Genomic DNA, 17059 nt, shown 5'->3' with positions numbered 1-17059 from the left:
ATCTTATTTAACTAACTCCCCGTGTAACACCAACTTATTTCTGCCATAGTTAAAGCTGTACTCTACATCGGCATTTAACTGCTGATCGTTGAAATGGCAGGTGATGGTTTCTGTATGCGGGCTTTCTATATAGCGTAGTTTTAATTGCAATGTCTGGCTGTCATTCCATCCATAACTACCCTCCACATTGTAAGGGACCAATAATGAAAAATCTTCCCTGCCCCCGGTAACTAAGCCCGGGCCCTGCATATCAGTTTTGCCTGGCAGCCATTTGCCGGTTTCAAAATTAAGTATATAGCTGGCCGAATCCTTTTTTAAGGTTACATGGCAAACATTGTTGGTCATGTTAAAGGTTATGGAACTGATATGAAGATCATTAGGTTGAATGGAAAATGTTTTCGTAAAATTGCTGTTAGTATTGTTGCCTGTATTAGTTGCCGGCGGTAAACTTAAAGCAGCTAAATGTTTATCGAGCTTAACATCATTTGCCTTGTCGAGCGGTAATGCCTTTGGATGCATAGCCGGGAGTAAATATTTCCATATCAGGTTAAGTTCTCCCTGCATGTCGGCCGTTTCCGACGTTATCGCGATCACAGCATCCTGATCGGGCATCACAATGATGTACTGTCCGAAAGCACCATCGGCCCGGAATGCATTATGACGACAGCGCCAAAATTGATAACAATAACCCTGCATCCAGTCGCTAGAGTCTTTTCTACTTTGAGCAACGCCTGGCGCCTGGTCAATTTTAATGGATGTGGCTTCCTCAACCCATTCTTTTGGCAACAATTGCTTTCCATTCCATACGCCCTTTTGCAGGTAAAACTGCCCCAGTTTAGCCAAATCCTCCGTCTTTACACGCAGCCCCCAGCCACCGGTATTGATGCCTTGCTTATTAATTTCCCAGTCCATGCCTGTTATCCCCAAGGGGTCAAAGAGGCGTGGTTTAAGATAATCAACTTCTTTTTGCCCGGTTACTTTTTGCACAATTGCCGATAGCATAAACGTAGCCATGGAATTATATAAAAACGTACTGCCAGGTTTATGTGCTATCGGTAATGCCAGGAAAGCCTTTATCCAATTATCCTCTTTGGATACAATGGCAAAAGTAGGGTCAATAGCTTGGCCAACACTCATAGTTAATAGATCTTTTACAGTAAGTGCTGCCAGGTAAGGCTTTATGGTATCCGGTAAGCTGCCGGCAAAAAAAGAGACCACTTTATCATTTACCGACAGGCGCTTTTCGCCAACGGCAAAGCCAATAGCGGTAGAGGTGAAGCTTTTGCTGCAGCTATAAAGACTATGTCTTAGCATTGACTGATAGGGGTTCCACCAGCCTTGAGCTATTATTTTACCATGTCGTAAAAACATAAAACTATGAAACTCATGTTTGCTTTGTACTGCCGCATTCAGAAAACTGTCAATTCCGGCTGCGGAAACCCCCTCCGCCTCAGGCGTGCTGATAGGAAATGAGCTTGCTTTTTGGGCGTAAAGAGCATTATTAAAGAATAATAAGCATAAAACTAAGGCAAACAATTGCTTTTTGCAGAATCCAGACCATGATCTTGCCGCAATTTGCACAGATGGTAAATGATGAATAGGCATTCCGGTAATTTTGAGGGTTTATAATTACAACTAAAATAAGGTTTTTCGAGGATTATAAGTTGTTGTTCGTAAAGGGGGCTTTTCCGAAGTAATCAACATGGTTGGGTGAGTTAGCACAACTTTTGTATAAATCATTTTGAGATAAGTGGCTACTTATTATATTTGCCTTCCCAACCATTTCGGGATGTAGCGTAGCCCGGTATCGCGCCAGCATGGGGTGCTGGAGGTCGTGGGTTCGAATCCCGCCATCCCGACGAAAATAAAAGCCTTGATTGTTTTTAGCAATCAAGGCTTTTAAATTATCTGCTCGATATAAAAGGAATCGACGTTTAACCTATTTGGACCCTCCAAATAAACCGGTCAGCTTTCCTAATATGCCTCCGCCGCCTTCTGCGTTGTCGCCGCCTCCATGAAAAAGATTAAGGGCATCGCTCATATCAAATTTGCCGTCAGCACCACCTAATGAGCCTAAAATGCTTTGAATATTAAAAGAGCTATCGCTGGTATCGTTTGTTTTATTGGCTAATTGTCCTAAAACCTGAGGTATCAGGCTGCTTGCCGTTGATTGAGCCGCCGCACCGTCAACGCCATAATTATCTTGTAATTTACCGCTAAACTGTTGTATAATTTGCCCCACAATAGGATTGCTGGTCAAATCGCCACCAACACCTTTAAGCAGGTCCAGAACACCTGATAGGCCACCACCACCTGATGAGGCGTGGCTGCCTAATACATCCATGATGGATGAGGATGCATCGTGTACAGCAGCTTCGTTGTGTTCGTTCGGAATCTGAGGATTATTGGTAATCGCATCTCCTGCATTTTGTGTCACTAATTGAAGTAGGTTCTCTAACATGTTTTTCTGTTTTTAAGGATATAATTGATTGATAATATATGCCGTGATCTTAGGAAGGTATATAAAGATACACAACCCATCTTGATCAAAAAAAGAAAAAAGAGGGATAAGCAAAATGTTTATCAATAAAAGTTGATAAGAGTAACCAAAGCAGGACCCGAGCAGGCACAGAAAAGCTAAAAGCCGCAATCGGCAGAAGGGCGTATATTTTCCTTATCAAAGGTAATTGTGGCATTTCCGTTTTTGAACGTTACTACCCAGATGCTGTCATAATCGTCATCGGGCCATTTTAGGCCGGCTTCTTTTACACCTAATGCTTTTACAATGGGCACAATATTATTATGTTCCCAAACTACCAGGGTAGTTCCGGCTCTGCTTTTAAGATCGGCAGCCATTCCCAATGAATCCTTTTCCTGCCGGCTGCTGTTAACCGTCAGGTTATATTTTGCGGCCAAAGGAACGATAGTTTGAAACATCCGGGAATGTTTGGTTGCTTCTCCTAAACCCATAGCCGGGACGAAAAGATAAGCCGGAACACCAAATTTGGCATTAATAACAGCCGGAAGTTTTAACGATCTGTTCACTCCCTGGCAGGTGAGGTTATCGCCTTTTACTGGTTTTTCGGCATGGCGTATAAATATGATCTTTAAATCAGCAGATTGAGCGAAGGCGGTTGTTGTTATAAACCAAGCGCAAACCAGTAATATGGTGCCGCTTTTAATAAGTAATTTCATGGATGATGGGATTATAAAGCGATAGCTGAATGTACATTCAGCTATCGCTCTGGTAAATTAAAAATTAGTGTTGGTTACCTGTGCCGTTTAATTGGTAGCAACCGAGATCGGCTCCCGGAGGCGTTGGATCAGATAGCCCGTAAATTTTATCCAAAGGAACGGTGATCAGTGGTTTTATACCGGTGTTTCCTTTTCCGATCAGAGGAGAACTCGGTTGCAAATGGAAATTGAAATTGCCAACGGCGCTATATTGTGAAAGAGCGTGACCTGATGTTGGCAAAGGAAAATTTAAAAATGCAGGGTTGTTTTTCTGAACCACATCGCTGCCATCATAAATTGACCCCAGTTGGTAATTTGTAGGAAGATATTTTGCGGAAGTGGTAATGGATGGAATATCGGTACTTTGTGGCTGGGTGATGTATCCGGTAGGATAAAACTGGTTTGCCACGCTTAATGAATCGGCCCACTGATAGTTATTGCCGTAAGAAAGATGCGCCACATCGGCAACCGGATTGCCTACCACCCGGTATCCAAACCGGCAATTGATGGCTACGTTGTTGTAATACATACCCGCGGCACCTTCTTCATAATTGATACAGCCACCACGACCGCTTTGTTGTTGCCGGTATCCTCCGCTTACAAAGGTGTTATTGTACATCACCAGGTTGGTTTGTGGTGCGCCGATGGCCTGCCCTTTATTGGATGCTTTTTGACCGTTTGTTGCTGTTCCCATAAAAAGGTTATAAGCCATGGTTCCAACGGTACCTCCTTTGGCATTTAAACAATCACCACCGATAGCTCCGTTTTTTTCAAACGTACTGCGGAAAATGGCTACCTTCCCGGCCGATATACGGATGGGATCATCCACACCGCCGTATAACCAGGAATCTTCCATGATAAAGCTGCCTTTGTAATTGGCAAATAAAATGCTGTATTGATTGCCCGATCCCGCATCGGCAAGCTTAGATGTTGCGTCGCCTTCGGTTAAACCGGCATATTCCACGTGTGTCCATCGCAATACCATCAGGTTACAGGTTGGTCCGCCAATAATACCTTTCCATTTGCCAGCATAAGCAGGATCAGCAGTAGGGGCAAGGCCACCAGGCGCATCGTTTTTGGTTATCCCGGGAATGGTAATCCAGTTAGGCTGGTTTTTTGAGCCATTGCTAACCAAGGTACCCAAAACAATCAAGCTGCTACCTGCACCCATATTTAAAGTTACGCCGGGTTGCATCAACAAGGTGTCTAAAGGGTTAATAACCAGGTCGCAACCAGCCTGTACAGTGTAGGTTTTGCCGCTAAGCATGGTGCCCTTTACCGCACTAACCGTGCTACCGCCGCCACAAGATAGCGGGGCTTTATCGCTTACCGGGTTAGCTGCAGGCGGTGTATAGCTGTAAATCTCGGTATGTTCGCCTTTCCATTTTTGACAGCCGGAGACTGATGCAAATAATATCAGGGAAATAATGGGGATTATATATTTTTTCATTGTTCTAGTTTATTCGTTCGTGACTTGTTTTTTTAATAGCACCAATTAGAGCCTCGCGATTTTTAGAATTTATACCTGAAACCACCAAGGAATAATGTTTTGTAATAATCGCTTTGCACTAAAGTTTGTGCTGCTATGTCCTGTTTGCCCAAAAACTCCTGCAACTGCGACTTAATTTTATCATGCGGATATTTCAGATATATTTTAGCAGCGGCATTGGTAAGGTTATTGATCTTGCCGTAAAAGGATAGGTGTTTAGTAAGCGTTTTTTCGAATGAAAAATCTAACTGGTTATAGGCATGCTGGTAAAAGTCGAGATTTGCGTATGCGGAAACCTGCGCAAGACGTTCGCCGGTGTATACAAAGGCCAGCTGCATATCTAAGCCAAGGTTAGCGCTTTTAAATAATACGGATGCGTTTCCCACGTTGTTGGCCTGCCCCTGTAACGGACGAGTTTCATTTATAATGCTGTTCATTGGCTGACCATTTGCCCCCGTTGGCGCATAAAGAAGTTTAGGCGTAGTGACCCTGGAATGGGTATAAGTATAATTAGCAGAGAAACCAATTATCCCAAAAAACTTGGTTGCCAAAGCTTCAAAACCATAGTTGGTAGCATTCCCCGGGGCGTTCTGCGGCTGAATAAACAAGTCGCTTGGGCCCGAACCCCGAACCACATAATATTCGATAGGGTTATAGATTTTTTTATAGAAAGAGCCCAGCAATAATTGGTCGGCCCCGCCAGGGAAAAATTCATACCTCACATCATAATTATCAGCGGTAATATGTTTCAAATTCTGGTTTCCTATCTCTTTGTAATATTCTCCATCTATTTGATAAGGTACCTGTTCACCAAAGCCTGGGCGACTGATGGACGCAAAGTACGATGCCCTGATATTTTGGTTATCAGTTAACGCATATTTTAAATGGATGCTTGGCAAAACATCAGTGTAAATATATTTTCCACTTCTGGCCGAAACAGTGATGGGTGATTGAGTAAGGTAGGAAAGGTTGGTATTTTCAATCCTGACACCACCTAAAACCTGTAGTTTAGGCAGTAAATCAAACCGGGCCTGCAAATACTCCGCATTATCGTTTTCGGTTATATGATAGTTATTGGATAAACCAGGATTACTGTTGCCGGTACCATCTATAGGTAACGACATGGTGAATGGAATGGAATTAAAATTATTGTTATACAGGGTTGAACCTCCTTTTAACGTGTATTCCATATAATACGCGTCTCTTATTTTATGACGAAATAAGCCTCCGGTTGAAAATTCAACGGGTTTGCCGGCTATTTTAGGGGTATAGATCAGGTTGGCATAACCACTTATATCCTGGTCCTTATTATTTTCCCAATGGTGAGTTAATGCCGTATTGTTATCATATTCATTGGTAACAACACCAGTACTATTGATGGCTTTATTTGCATCGTACGAAAACTCGGTTCTGTCGGGCATATTGCGGGTAGCCCTGGAATAAACCCCATCCCAGGTAAGTTTCCATTCATCTCCTAAAAAATGCTCCCCGTGCAGTGTAGAGTTGTAAATGGTTTGCTGAGTTAAGGTGCTTCTGTTTGACAGCGTGATCTGCTTGCTAAAGTTAGTGGAGTTTAAGCCTAAACCCAATGTATCGGATGACAGGCGCGATTCAAACTCATTTTGATGGATGTACAAATTGTACAACGAGATTTTGTTTTTATCGTCAATAGCATAGTCAATTTTATTATGGATACCTAAACGTTGCGTTTGGGTAGAATACGTGCGGTCAAAAGAATCAGAAAACTGAGGGCTGTTTGGCAAAGGCTGATAATCTGGCTGTGCGTTAGGGATTAGTCGTTTAGAATTGGAACCCCTGTAGATATTCTGGTAACTGGCCGAAACTATTACACCCAGTTTATTATTCAGGAACCGATCGCCAATGGTTAAACCAGCCGTAGAGCTTAGCGGATTGTTAAGACTTTGGTCGCTGGTCAATGCTTTGTTGTTAAAATCGGCATAGGTAGCCCCATAACTGTTGCCATGTATCGTAGCTGGTGATTGACGCGCAGATGATGGATCAAAAGCATTGAATAAACGGCCTTTAGAGAATAAGGAAGAAAAGCCGCCAGATATGTTTGCGCTCAGCACAAAATGATTGGGAGCGCTTTTCATAACCAGGTTCATGACCCCGCCAATAGCATCGCCCTCCATATTGGGCGTAAGGGCCTTTATTATTTCCAGACGCTCCAACATTTCCGACGGGAATATATCCATGGGAACAAAACGGTAGGCTGGGTCCGGACTTGGGATTTTGATGCCATTTACCAGCGTAGAGTTATAACGCTGTTCCATACCACGGATAATAGCATAACGGCCTTCGCCGCTGGGCGAGCGCAGTATGCTTACACCGCTAACACGTTGTAAAGCGTTGGCTACGGTTACATCAGGTAAAAGCTGAATGGTATTGGCAGATAAAATGTTTTCGATCATCACTGCATTTTTTTCGATACCGCGTGCAGCCCGATCCGTTTCCTTATTATTACCCTGGCCGGTAATTTTAACCTCGGCCACCTGTGTGCTTGCATCCTGCAGATCAATGTTGATGATCTTTATCTCATCGGTAGAGTTGATGTTACCCTCATAAACCTGAGATGATTTATAGCCGATATAATTTACCTGTATTTGATAAGAACCTGAATGTACGTTTTTAAAAGCATAAGCCCCATTCAAGTTTACGGGGGCTGTTTTATTTACGCCTTGCTGTGTTAAATGTACTGTTGCTCCGGCCAGGGGCTCGCCGGTTTTATAATCATCAACTTTACCTTTTATGGTCTGTGCAACAGACGAAAAGGCAAAAAGGAAGATTAAAGAAGAAAACAACAATAACCTGTTAAGGAAGTAGGAGTGTTTCATGGACTACGGATTTTGATTTTTCGCAAAGAAACCTGTTGAATACTGGAGAAAAACTGAATAATTAACCCCAAACAGATTCAATAACCAAAACTTAACACAGGCTTAATTTGCGGGCTAAATAAGTCTGATAAGGCTAGTATATGTTGATACATATGTAGCTGCGTTAAACCACTCCAGGATCGTGATTCCTTCAGAATCCTTCAATTGTTGTAAATAGAAGTTAGTATTTAGTCAATATTGTTTATTTCTGAGGTATTTTTCAACCCTAAATTAGGTTTAACCAATTACCTGCATTTCTCCACTAAGAATGCACCTGTTCAAACCTGATTATAGATGTTAAACATTGACCTTAAAGAGCTATTATTAAAAATAGCGCATGATAACGATCTTGCTGCTTTTCAAAAGATCTACTTTTTATACTATGAACGATTATTAAAACTAGCCTGCTCTTTTGTAAAGCAAACCGAAGTAGCTGAAGAGATTGTTGATGATGTGTTTGTAAAAATATGGGCAAACCGCACCAAACTAAACGAGGTAAATAATTTAACGGTTTACTTGTACGTAGCCATAAAAAACCAAGCCTTTAATTATAATCAGGTCAACCGTATCATCTGTGTTGACATCGAATCGGTAGGGTTTGAACTAAAAGATATCAGTAATTCTGTCGAAGATGTATTGATCACAGCAGAACTCGCTAAAGTTATAAATGATGCTGTACAGCGTTTACCCGAACAATGTAAAATGGTATTTAAACTGGTTAAGGAAGACCGCTTGAAATACAGGAACGTTGCAGAAATCCTGAATATATCGCCAAAAACGGTTGAATATCATATGGGTAACGCCCTTAAAACTATAGCGGCAGCAATTTCAGATTTGCCGGGCCATCATAAAAGGGGCTTCAAAAAGGCATCAGCCAATTAATTTCATTTTTTTCACTAGGGTGTTTTTGTTTTCCCCTGTCCTTGTTATTGAAGCTTTAAACAATGGACCAGGAAACTCTTTGGACACTTTTAGGAAAAAAACTGAATAAGGAAGCTACTCCTGAAGAACTTCGGCAGCTGGATATATTGCTTGCCCAACCCTGGGCAGATGCTTATACCATACAGGTGCTGGAAGCCTTATGGCAACAAAATCCGGATCAGCCACCCCGCTTTATTTCACATAAGCTACAGGAAAAATGGGACCGTTTGGAAAACAAACTCGAAACAGATAACCACCCGACGGATAGTTTTCAAAGCCCTGAAGATAAGGCGGACTCCTCTGCCCAAATAAGAAATATCTGGTCTGGCTCTACTCGCCTGTCCATTGCCGCCGCTTGTTTGGTCTTTGGGCTGTTGTCATTTTTTTGCTGGAGAAGTTTTACAGGCGATAGCATGGGTAAAACTTACCAGATTGCGGCGCCGCTGGGAGGCATTAGCAAAATAATACTGCCCGATGGCAGTAAAGTATGGCTTAATGCCGGCAGCGAAATATTTTACGGAACCAATTACGGCAACAAGTACAGGGAAATACGCTTAACCGGCGAGGCTTTCTTTGATGTGGTGAAGGATAGCGAACATCCTTTTATTGTCAATACCACCACTATGCAGATAAAGGTATTGGGCACCGCTTTTAATGTAAGATCATATGCCAATGATAATGCATCAGAAACATCGTTAATCAGGGGCCGGATAGAACTGACACCAGTAGCAAACCCCGATCATAAGATCATCTTAAAACCTTCCGAAAAATTAACCATCCCTAACAAAATTGTACACAGCAGCAATGTGAATAATACTTTGATAACACTGAGCTCTTTACATCATGAGCAAAACGATTCATTACCATCAGAAGCGCAATGGCTTGAAAACAAGCTGGTGTTTGATGATGAATATTTTGATGATGTAGCCAAAAAAATGGAACGCTGGTACGGCGTTTCCATCTCTTTTAAAAATGAGGAGCTGAAACAGAAGAAATTTAGCGGAAAGTTTACCAAAGAGTCATTGGCAACAGCCCTGGATGCGCTTAAGGCCACCAGCAATTTTAACTTTTTAATTGATAACGATAAAGTGGTTATTTATTAACCGGCATTTTAACCTTAAACAACTTGCGTATGATAAAAATTGACCCATAAAAATGCTAATAAAACCAAAAAACGGAGAATGTTGACGCATCCCCCGCAGTGTTGGTCCTTCAAAATTACCAGTCGTCTTAAACCAATAATTAAAGTAACCTAAAGACTAAATTATGAAAAAAAATGCTTGCCGCATAAGCAATATGCGGTTGCAATGCCTTATAAAAATATTTCTCATGACAAAGTGCACCCTGATCCTGATCGTGATATCGTCCTTTCAGGTTTTTTCAAAAGGCTACGGGCAGGATAAGATCAATATTAACCTGCATAACGTTTCGATAAAAAAAGCACTTGCCGAAGTGGAAAAGGCAAGCAGCTATCGCTTTGTTTATAACGATGATGCGTTAAATGCAAAGCTCATTGGTAAAGTCGATCTCAGCAACGCTTCTATTGCAGAGGTGATGGAAAAGTTGCTGTCACAAACAAATCTTACCTATAAACTGAACGGAAACAACCTGATCATCATTACCGATAAAAGGCAACAAACGGCACCTATATCCATTTCTGGTGTGGTAAGTGATGCCAAAGGTCCATTGCCTGGTGTAAGCGTAAAATTAAAAGGTACGCAGGTAGGGGTTCTTACTGATGGGAATGGTAAGTACCTGATCAATGTACCCGATAATAATGCGACACTGGTGTTCTCGTCAATAGGTTATGTTTCAACCGAATTAGTTGTTGGCGACCGGAAAAGTATCAATGTTACCCTAAAGGAATCGGCAACCGATTTAAACGAGGTTATTGTAACCGGCTATGGTCAATCGGTAACAAAAAGGGATCTTACCGGAGCCATATCAACCATAAGCGCCAAACAGATAGAGGAACGCCATCCTATAAACCTGATAGACGCTTTGCAGTCACAGGCATCCGGTGTGCTGGTTATCAATGATTCGGGCGAGCCGGGGGCAACAGGCTCTATTCAGATCCGCGGAGGCTCAACATTTTCAAGTGCGGGTAACGCGCCATTATTTGTAATTGATGGTATTTTAAGTCAATCAGCCGATAATGTAAACCCCAATGATATCCAATCTATCGAGGTGTTAAAAGATGCGGCCTCTGCTGCCATTTATGGTTCGCAGGCGGCAAATGGTGTTATATTGATCACCACTAAACGAGGTAAGCCGGGCAAACCCATGGTTAATGCCCAGTATGCCCGCATTTTTGGTGTAATGGCGTATAAACTGGAGCAGCCAAACTCCAAAGATCTGCGTATTGAACGGAATTTATATAACGGCGCCAGTCCGGATAAACCGACTACCACTAATGATTCATTAAATGTTGTTTTTAACTCCGACAATGATAATCAAGCGGTTATTACCCAAACTGCCAAAAGGGATATTCTTGACTTTGGTGTAAGCGGGGGCGAAAAGAGTATTCAATATTACTCCAGTATCAGATATATTAATGACGAAGGCCTTATTGTTAACAGTTACGCGAAAACGCTTCAGGCAAGGTTTAACTTGGATTACCAGGTATCTCCAAGATTTAAATACAGCAACCGCCTGTCTTTTGGGTATAACACCAACAATAACATTAATGAGGGCAATACCATTAACCAGGCATTTCAACGACCGTCAAACCTGGCCTTATATTATCCAGATGGTACTTTAACCGGTTACATCAGCGGACGGCGTAACCAGTTATCGGTTGCTCTGCTGGAGATTAATCAAACCAATACATATACCGGCGACCTCTTTAACCAGATCGATTATACTATTACCAAAGATCTGCGCGTAACCAACAATTTTGATTTTGGTTTATCAACACCACACAATGTGTTTTTCGACCCTAAATTGTTAAGCAGTGCAGCACCTTTGGTTAATTCTGGCAGGGAAAGTTTTGCGGTTAATACCAATTGGGCCTATCAGGGATTTTTAAATTATGGTAAAACATTTGGCAACCATTCCATAACCGCAGTAGCGGGTGTAAGCGCCGAAAAAACGCAGAATAACAGTTTTAAAATAGCCGGTTCAAATTCTGCCAACGAAACCATATACACCTCCAATGTTTATGGCACTATTGACCAAACCAATACTGGTACTGATGCCGGTTCAACCAGTCGCGAATCACTTTATGCCCGGGTTACCTATAATTATAAAAGCCGCTATTTATTCAGTGCTGTTTACAGGAAAGACGGTTCATCAAGGTTTGGGAAGGATAACAAATACGGTAATTTCTACGGCTCATCTGCTGCCTGGCGCTTTACGGACGAACCATTTATGGGTTGGGCAAAAAAAGTGCTGAATGATGCCAAGCTCCGTTTAAATTATGGTGAGGTAGGTAATGATCGTATCCCATCCAACTCTAATTTGCTGATCTATACTTTTGGCTCTTCTTTTTACAATGCCGTAAATGGCGTGGTATTAAGTAACCAGTTCGGCAACTCTCAATTGAAATGGGAAAGCAATATCCAGAAAGGTATCGGGCTCGATCTGCAGTTTTTCAACTCCAGGCTGAATGTAACCGCCGATTATTATCAAAAGGTAACCAAAAACCTGCTTTATCAGCGCAATATACCGGTGGAAACGGGTTTCACCAATGTATATGTAAATGTGGGCGATGTTACCAATAAGGGATTTGAACTTTCGTTGAATGCAACACCTGTTGCCCTCAAAAACTTTAACTGGAATATTGGGGCCAATTTTACCATTGAACGCAACCGCATCAAGAGCTTATACAATCATCAGCCTTTCCTGGCAACAGCAGGAGGCGCCACTTACCTGGTGCAGGAAGGCGGAAAGATTGGCGATTTTTATGGCTACAAAGGCCTTGGGGTTTACCAGTATGATGCGTCCAACGCTTATGATGGCAACTGGAACAGGTTAACACCAGTAGGCGTTTCTGCCGATGGTAAAACCGCTCAAAAATATACGCTGAACGGGCAAACATATAGCGGTACTGTACATCATATGTATGCCGGCGGAGCATTGCTGCTTGGTGGCGATATGATATTTGATAACGTTAAAAAAGATAGCGTAATTGATGCCAATGACCGCCAGGTATTAGGTAATGCGCAGCCGTCATTTTACGCTTCCATCATCAATACCATAAATTATAAGCAGTTTTCCTTATCATTTACCCTGAATACTACCTGGGGCGGCCAAATCTATGACAGTCCGCGGCAAACATTAGATAACCTGGCTACATCAGGTATTGTTGCCGATAATAATACTACCTATAATTCCTGGAAAAAGCAGGGCGATATTACCGATATCCCTTACATGGGCCGGAAAAACTCAACAGCAAATTTCCCGGGTACGCAAACCAGGTTCCTGGAAAATGCTTCGTTTATAAGGTTGAGCTACGCAAAGCTTACCTATAATTTACCCGGCAACCTGGCTTCGCGCTATAAGCTCAAAAACATTGGGGCTTATGTATACGGTGCAAACCTGCTTACCTGGACAAATTACTCCTGGTATGATCCTGAATTTTCTTCCAGCTCAGCCCTCACCCCGGGTAATGATAATGGCCGTTATCCGCGCAGGCGAGAGTTTGGTTTTGGTATAAATGTTAATTTCTAATTCATCGAGACATGAAAAAAATATTAAGCGTTACTTTTTTAACATTGATGATCACGATATCCGGCTGTAAAAAGCTGCTGGATCAACCCCCTAAAAGTCAGTTAGGAAGTGATAAGTTCTGGAAAAATGCCGATGACGCCAAAGCTGGCGTTGCGGGTATATATGATGGTGTTCAGAATATGTTTAACAGCCAGTTCATCTATTGGGGCGATGGCCGGAGCGATAACCTCACTTTCCACCCAACCTATAACGATGCCTTGCCTTTGGCTATCAATGTATTAACGCCCAATACAAATGGCGCCGACTGGACGCTGCTCTATACCACTATAAGCCGGGCAAACTTTGCCATAAAATACATTCCAACTATACCGGTAATTGATCCGGCATTGTCAAAAGATTACCAGGCACAGGCATTGGGTATTAGGGCTTATTGTTATTTCTGGCTGATAAGGCTTTGGGGCAACGTGCCGCTGTGGACCGAACCCTATGAAGACCTGAGTACCGACCCATATAAAGGGGTAACCCCGGCAGCCGATATTATGAAAAACGAGATCCTGCCCGATCTGCTGAAGGCTTATGACCTGTCTGACAAAACAGCATCGGTGGTTTGGAATCTTAATTCCGGGGGAATTGCCGCCATGTTGATGGATGTTTATATGTACAACCATGACTATACCAACGCCTTGCTATGGTGCGATAACCTATTAGCCTTAAAACGCTACAGCCTGGAACCGACTGCCACCTGGAAAAATATCTTTACATCGCCTACAAACTCCAAGGAGGATATCTGGAGTTTGAACTGGGACTTCACAGTTGATGGCGGCAATAAAACATCGCAGGAAATTGGAGCGGGGGATACCAACAGCGATTTTGCTGTTGACCCAGCATTATGGACCTATTTTACAACTACAGCCGCAGATATCAGGGGAGCACAAAGCATTGATTTTAAAGTGAACAATCACGATAAAATATTAAAGTACTATGCTCCCAACCTGGATAAGAACGGCAACCAGATCTATCCTACTTCGCCGCAGGCTAACTTGCTCTTCCCACTATACCGCCTTGCTGATATTTACCTTTTGCGTGCCGAGGCTTTAAACCGGACCGGCGACCTGGCTAACGCGCTTATTTATTTAAATATGGTACATACCCGTGCCGGTTTACCAGCTTATAAAGCAAGTGATTTTAACAATGCTGATGCGATGCTTTATGGCAATCCGGTAAATGGGAATGGCATTCTGCGCGAAAGGCAACTGGAATTCTTTTGTGAGGCTAAACGCTGGTTCGATCTGCAGCGCAACGGTATCATCGTTTCAACCATGGACCCTTTAATTAAAGCAAGACAAACACAAAAGGGCTTCCCTCCAACAGGTTTTGGCGATATCCGGAAAATATTCTGGCCAATAAACCAGAATGTATTGAATGCCAATACCAAACTCACTCAAAATCCACCTTATTAATCTATATCAAATGAAGAAGATGAAACAAGCAATTGTATGGCTTGCATGTATGGGCCTTTTAATAAGCATGGCCGGGTGTAATCTGGCCGGATTAAAATTGCAGGAAAATGCCGACTATCACCCCTATGTACTTGATCCCCATATTAACAAAACTACCTGGCAGTATATCAAGGACCGCAGCTACAACTTTTCGGGAAAGGATACCATTTTTAAGCTCATGCTCCAAGCCATCGAATACTCGGGGATTGATACCAATTTATATATTAAAACCAATTGTACATTTGTGTTATTGCATAATGATGCTGTTTTCAGAACAACGGTAGTAAATAAAGTGCCAACTATAACGGCCGACTGTTACTGGGGCAAATACCTAATAAATGGCAAGCCGGGTACAAAATGGAGCGATTACCCTAAAGATCAGGTAAAAAACTACCTGTTGTATTTAATTGTTCAAGGGGCATATTCCTTTAACAATTTAACACCTACCAATGTGGTGGGCACCACACTGCAACCATTAAATTATGATCCGCTGAATCCTACATCGATCATGACCCTGCGGGTTAATAACGATCAAAACTTTACTATGCGGCTAAATGATTTTTCAAATTCGGTAGCTTATGTAAGCGTGCGTACGAGTAATATTTTGCCCATCAACGGGGCTATACAGGTAATTGACAGGGTGCTTTTTTATCAAACAAAATAGTACTTGGTTTAATTGGTTCGCCGGTCGCGATGGGGCTCCCTGTTGCGGCCGGTTCTTTAAACACACTGAAATTAAAAACAAGGGGAAACAGATATGATAAATCCGTATCCCACCGTAACTGGCTGGTTTTGTAACAATAATGTTAAAGCCAATGGAGTGTATAAATTAGCTTGTTTGCACAAGTAATCCGTTAAAAAATAAACCGATGTTAGTCATATTGTACTTTTTGTCCCAGTAAAACACATATCGCAATGCACAAAAAATATCCCTACATCTATTTAAAAAGCAAAATATCCCGGATGGCTGTTGCTTTTGTTGTTTTATTATTGCTGGCTTCAAAAACATTGTTGGCGCAAACGATTACAGTATCGTCAGTTGCCGATCTGCAGAAGGCTATTGATAAGGCAAAGCCTGGTAGCATGGTCCTGCTGGCCGATGGCGTTTATACTACCACCGAAGATGTAGTTGTTCGTGGAAAAGGAACCCGCGAAAAACCGATTACTATTGCCGCTCAGCATACAGGTGCCGCGGAAATTACGGGCAAGGGCGGTTTTAGTTTACAGAGCCCGGCGGCATATGTGATCATCCGGGGCTTTAAGTTCACCCATGCGGCATCCAAAGCCAAAATGGGGGTAGGCACTACCCACTGTCGCTTTACTCAAAACATATTTGAAAACCAGGGTGATGGGGAAGACCTCACCATCGCCGGCAGCGACCAGGAAGTGGATCATAACACCTTTCAGAATAAAAATGCCATGGGCCGGTTTATAGCCATCCGTGGTGAAGGAAAACAGATTGCCGAAAGGTTGTACATCCACCATAACTATTTTAACAATTTTGCCAGCCAGGGCGGTAAAAACGGTGCCGAAGCGTTGCAGTTCGGTTTAAGTGGGTTCAGCTTATCATCAAGCAACAGTGTGGTGGAATACAATCTTTTTGAACGCTGTGAAGGGGAAAATGAATTGATCTCGGTTAAAGCATCGGCGGTAATACTCCGGTATAATACCATCCGGGATTGCCCGGCGCAGTTTACCTTGCGCCATGGCAACAAAAGTTTGGTATATGGCAATTACTTTTTCAATACGCCGGGCCTGAGGATCTTTGGCGACGATCATCTCATCTACAGCAATTATTTTGAAAACTGCAGCTCAGCCATTATGGTTGGGAATGGTGACGGAGAGGTTGCCGACGGCGCCCAGCTTACCGCGCACGACCGGCCAGACCGGGTACTGATCGCCTTTAACACATTGGTTAACAACAAAGAAAATATTATCCAAACCGCGCGCAAAAATGGGCTGGGAGCTACTTACATCACTGTAGCCGATAATCTCATCCAGGGTGGCGGGCCGGCGGCTACTATCTCCGGCCCGTATACTAATCCGCAGTGGACAGGCAATATCGTATTCCAGGTAAAGGATGCGGGTAATATGCCCGCGGAGGGTTATATTACTGTTGACCCTAAACTGGCAAGAAATACCTCTGGAACTTATCATTTACAAGCAGGCAGTCCGGCTATTGACCATGGAACGACCGCTTATCCTGCTTTAGGTACAGATATGGACGGTCAGCCACGAACCGCGCCGTTTGACATTGGTGCCGACGAACAAAGTAATGCTCCGATAAAAGCACATGCGCTTAGCGCTGCCGAGGTGGGTTATCAGGCTAAAAATTAAAGGAGATATATCAA

The 17059-nt window shown here is 42.8% G+C and carries 11 protein-coding genes and 1 tRNA gene; 7 read left to right on the top strand and 5 right to left on the bottom strand.

The features are described 5' to 3' along the window. Positions 1–3: 3 nt before the first annotated feature. Positions 4–1605: a serine hydrolase domain-containing protein gene (locus BW976_RS04175; protein ID WP_076370760.1), complete on the bottom strand. Its 1602-nt coding sequence runs from the start codon at positions 1603–1605 to the stop codon at positions 4–6. A gap of 180 nt (positions 1606–1785) precedes the next feature. On the opposite strand from BW976_RS04175, the gene BW976_RS04170 reads away from it, so the two are divergent. Then, positions 1786–1859, top strand: a tRNA-Pro gene (locus BW976_RS04170). Between the two features lie 80 nt (positions 1860–1939). Here BW976_RS04170 and BW976_RS04165 read toward each other — a convergent pair. From BW976_RS04165 to BW976_RS04150, 4 genes are all read right to left on the bottom strand, one after another. Further along, positions 1940–2461 carry a hypothetical protein gene (locus tag BW976_RS04165; protein ID WP_076370758.1) on the bottom strand — a complete coding sequence of 174 codons (522 nt, stop codon included), beginning with the start codon at positions 2459–2461 and terminating at the stop codon, positions 1940–1942. Positions 2462–2637: 176 nt separating this feature from the next. Continuing rightward, positions 2638–3195, bottom strand: a complete 558-nt coding sequence (locus BW976_RS04160; RefSeq protein WP_076370756.1) for a histidine phosphatase family protein — start codon at positions 3193–3195, stop codon at positions 2638–2640. A gap of 64 nt (positions 3196–3259) precedes the next feature. Then, complete coding sequence (locus BW976_RS04155; RefSeq protein ID WP_076370754.1) at positions 3260–4684, bottom strand: hypothetical protein; 1425 nt, start codon at positions 4682–4684, stop codon at positions 3260–3262. A 62-nt stretch (positions 4685–4746) separates the two neighbouring features. After that, positions 4747–7578 carry a TonB-dependent receptor gene (locus BW976_RS04150; RefSeq protein ID WP_076370752.1) on the bottom strand — a complete coding sequence of 944 codons (2832 nt, stop codon included), beginning with the start codon at positions 7576–7578 and terminating at the stop codon, positions 4747–4749. 333 nt (positions 7579–7911) lie between these two features. Between BW976_RS04150 and BW976_RS04145 the strand changes: the two genes are divergently transcribed. The 6 genes from BW976_RS04145 (at position 7912) to BW976_RS04120 (ending at position 17045) form a co-directional block, all read left to right on the top strand. Continuing rightward, the gene (locus tag BW976_RS04145; RefSeq protein WP_076370750.1) at positions 7912–8499 is read left to right on the top strand and encodes an RNA polymerase sigma-70 factor; all 588 of its coding nucleotides are present in this window, start codon (positions 7912–7914) and stop codon (positions 8497–8499) included. A 62-nt stretch (positions 8500–8561) separates the two neighbouring features. Beyond that, the gene (locus tag BW976_RS04140) at positions 8562–9641 is read left to right on the top strand and encodes a FecR family protein (protein ID WP_076370748.1); all 1080 of its coding nucleotides are present in this window, start codon (positions 8562–8564) and stop codon (positions 9639–9641) included. Between the two features lie 226 nt (positions 9642–9867). Continuing rightward, entirely contained in the window at positions 9868–13209 is a 3342-nt protein-coding gene (locus tag BW976_RS04135) for a SusC/RagA family TonB-linked outer membrane protein (protein ID WP_175614039.1), read from the top strand. An 11-nt stretch (positions 13210–13220) separates the two neighbouring features. Continuing rightward, on the top strand, positions 13221–14669 hold the full coding sequence (locus BW976_RS04130; RefSeq protein WP_076370746.1) for a RagB/SusD family nutrient uptake outer membrane protein: 1449 nt from the start codon (positions 13221–13223) through the stop codon (positions 14667–14669). Positions 14670–14679: 10 nt separating this feature from the next. After that, positions 14680–15372, top strand: coding sequence for a fasciclin domain-containing protein (locus tag BW976_RS04125; RefSeq protein WP_175614038.1), 693 nt, complete (start codon positions 14680–14682; stop codon positions 15370–15372). A gap of 251 nt (positions 15373–15623) precedes the next feature. Next, complete coding sequence (locus BW976_RS04120) at positions 15624–17045, top strand: polysaccharide lyase 6 family protein (protein WP_245834634.1); 1422 nt, start codon at positions 15624–15626, stop codon at positions 17043–17045. The last annotated feature ends 14 nt before the right edge of the window (positions 17046–17059 follow it).

It is taken from the genome of Mucilaginibacter lappiensis, from assembly GCF_900155965.1.
GTDB classification, from domain to species: domain Bacteria; phylum Bacteroidota; class Bacteroidia; order Sphingobacteriales; family Sphingobacteriaceae; genus Mucilaginibacter; species Mucilaginibacter lappiensis.
Note: the sequence above shows the minus strand (reverse complement) of the source record. Positions and strands in the feature narration are given on the sequence as shown.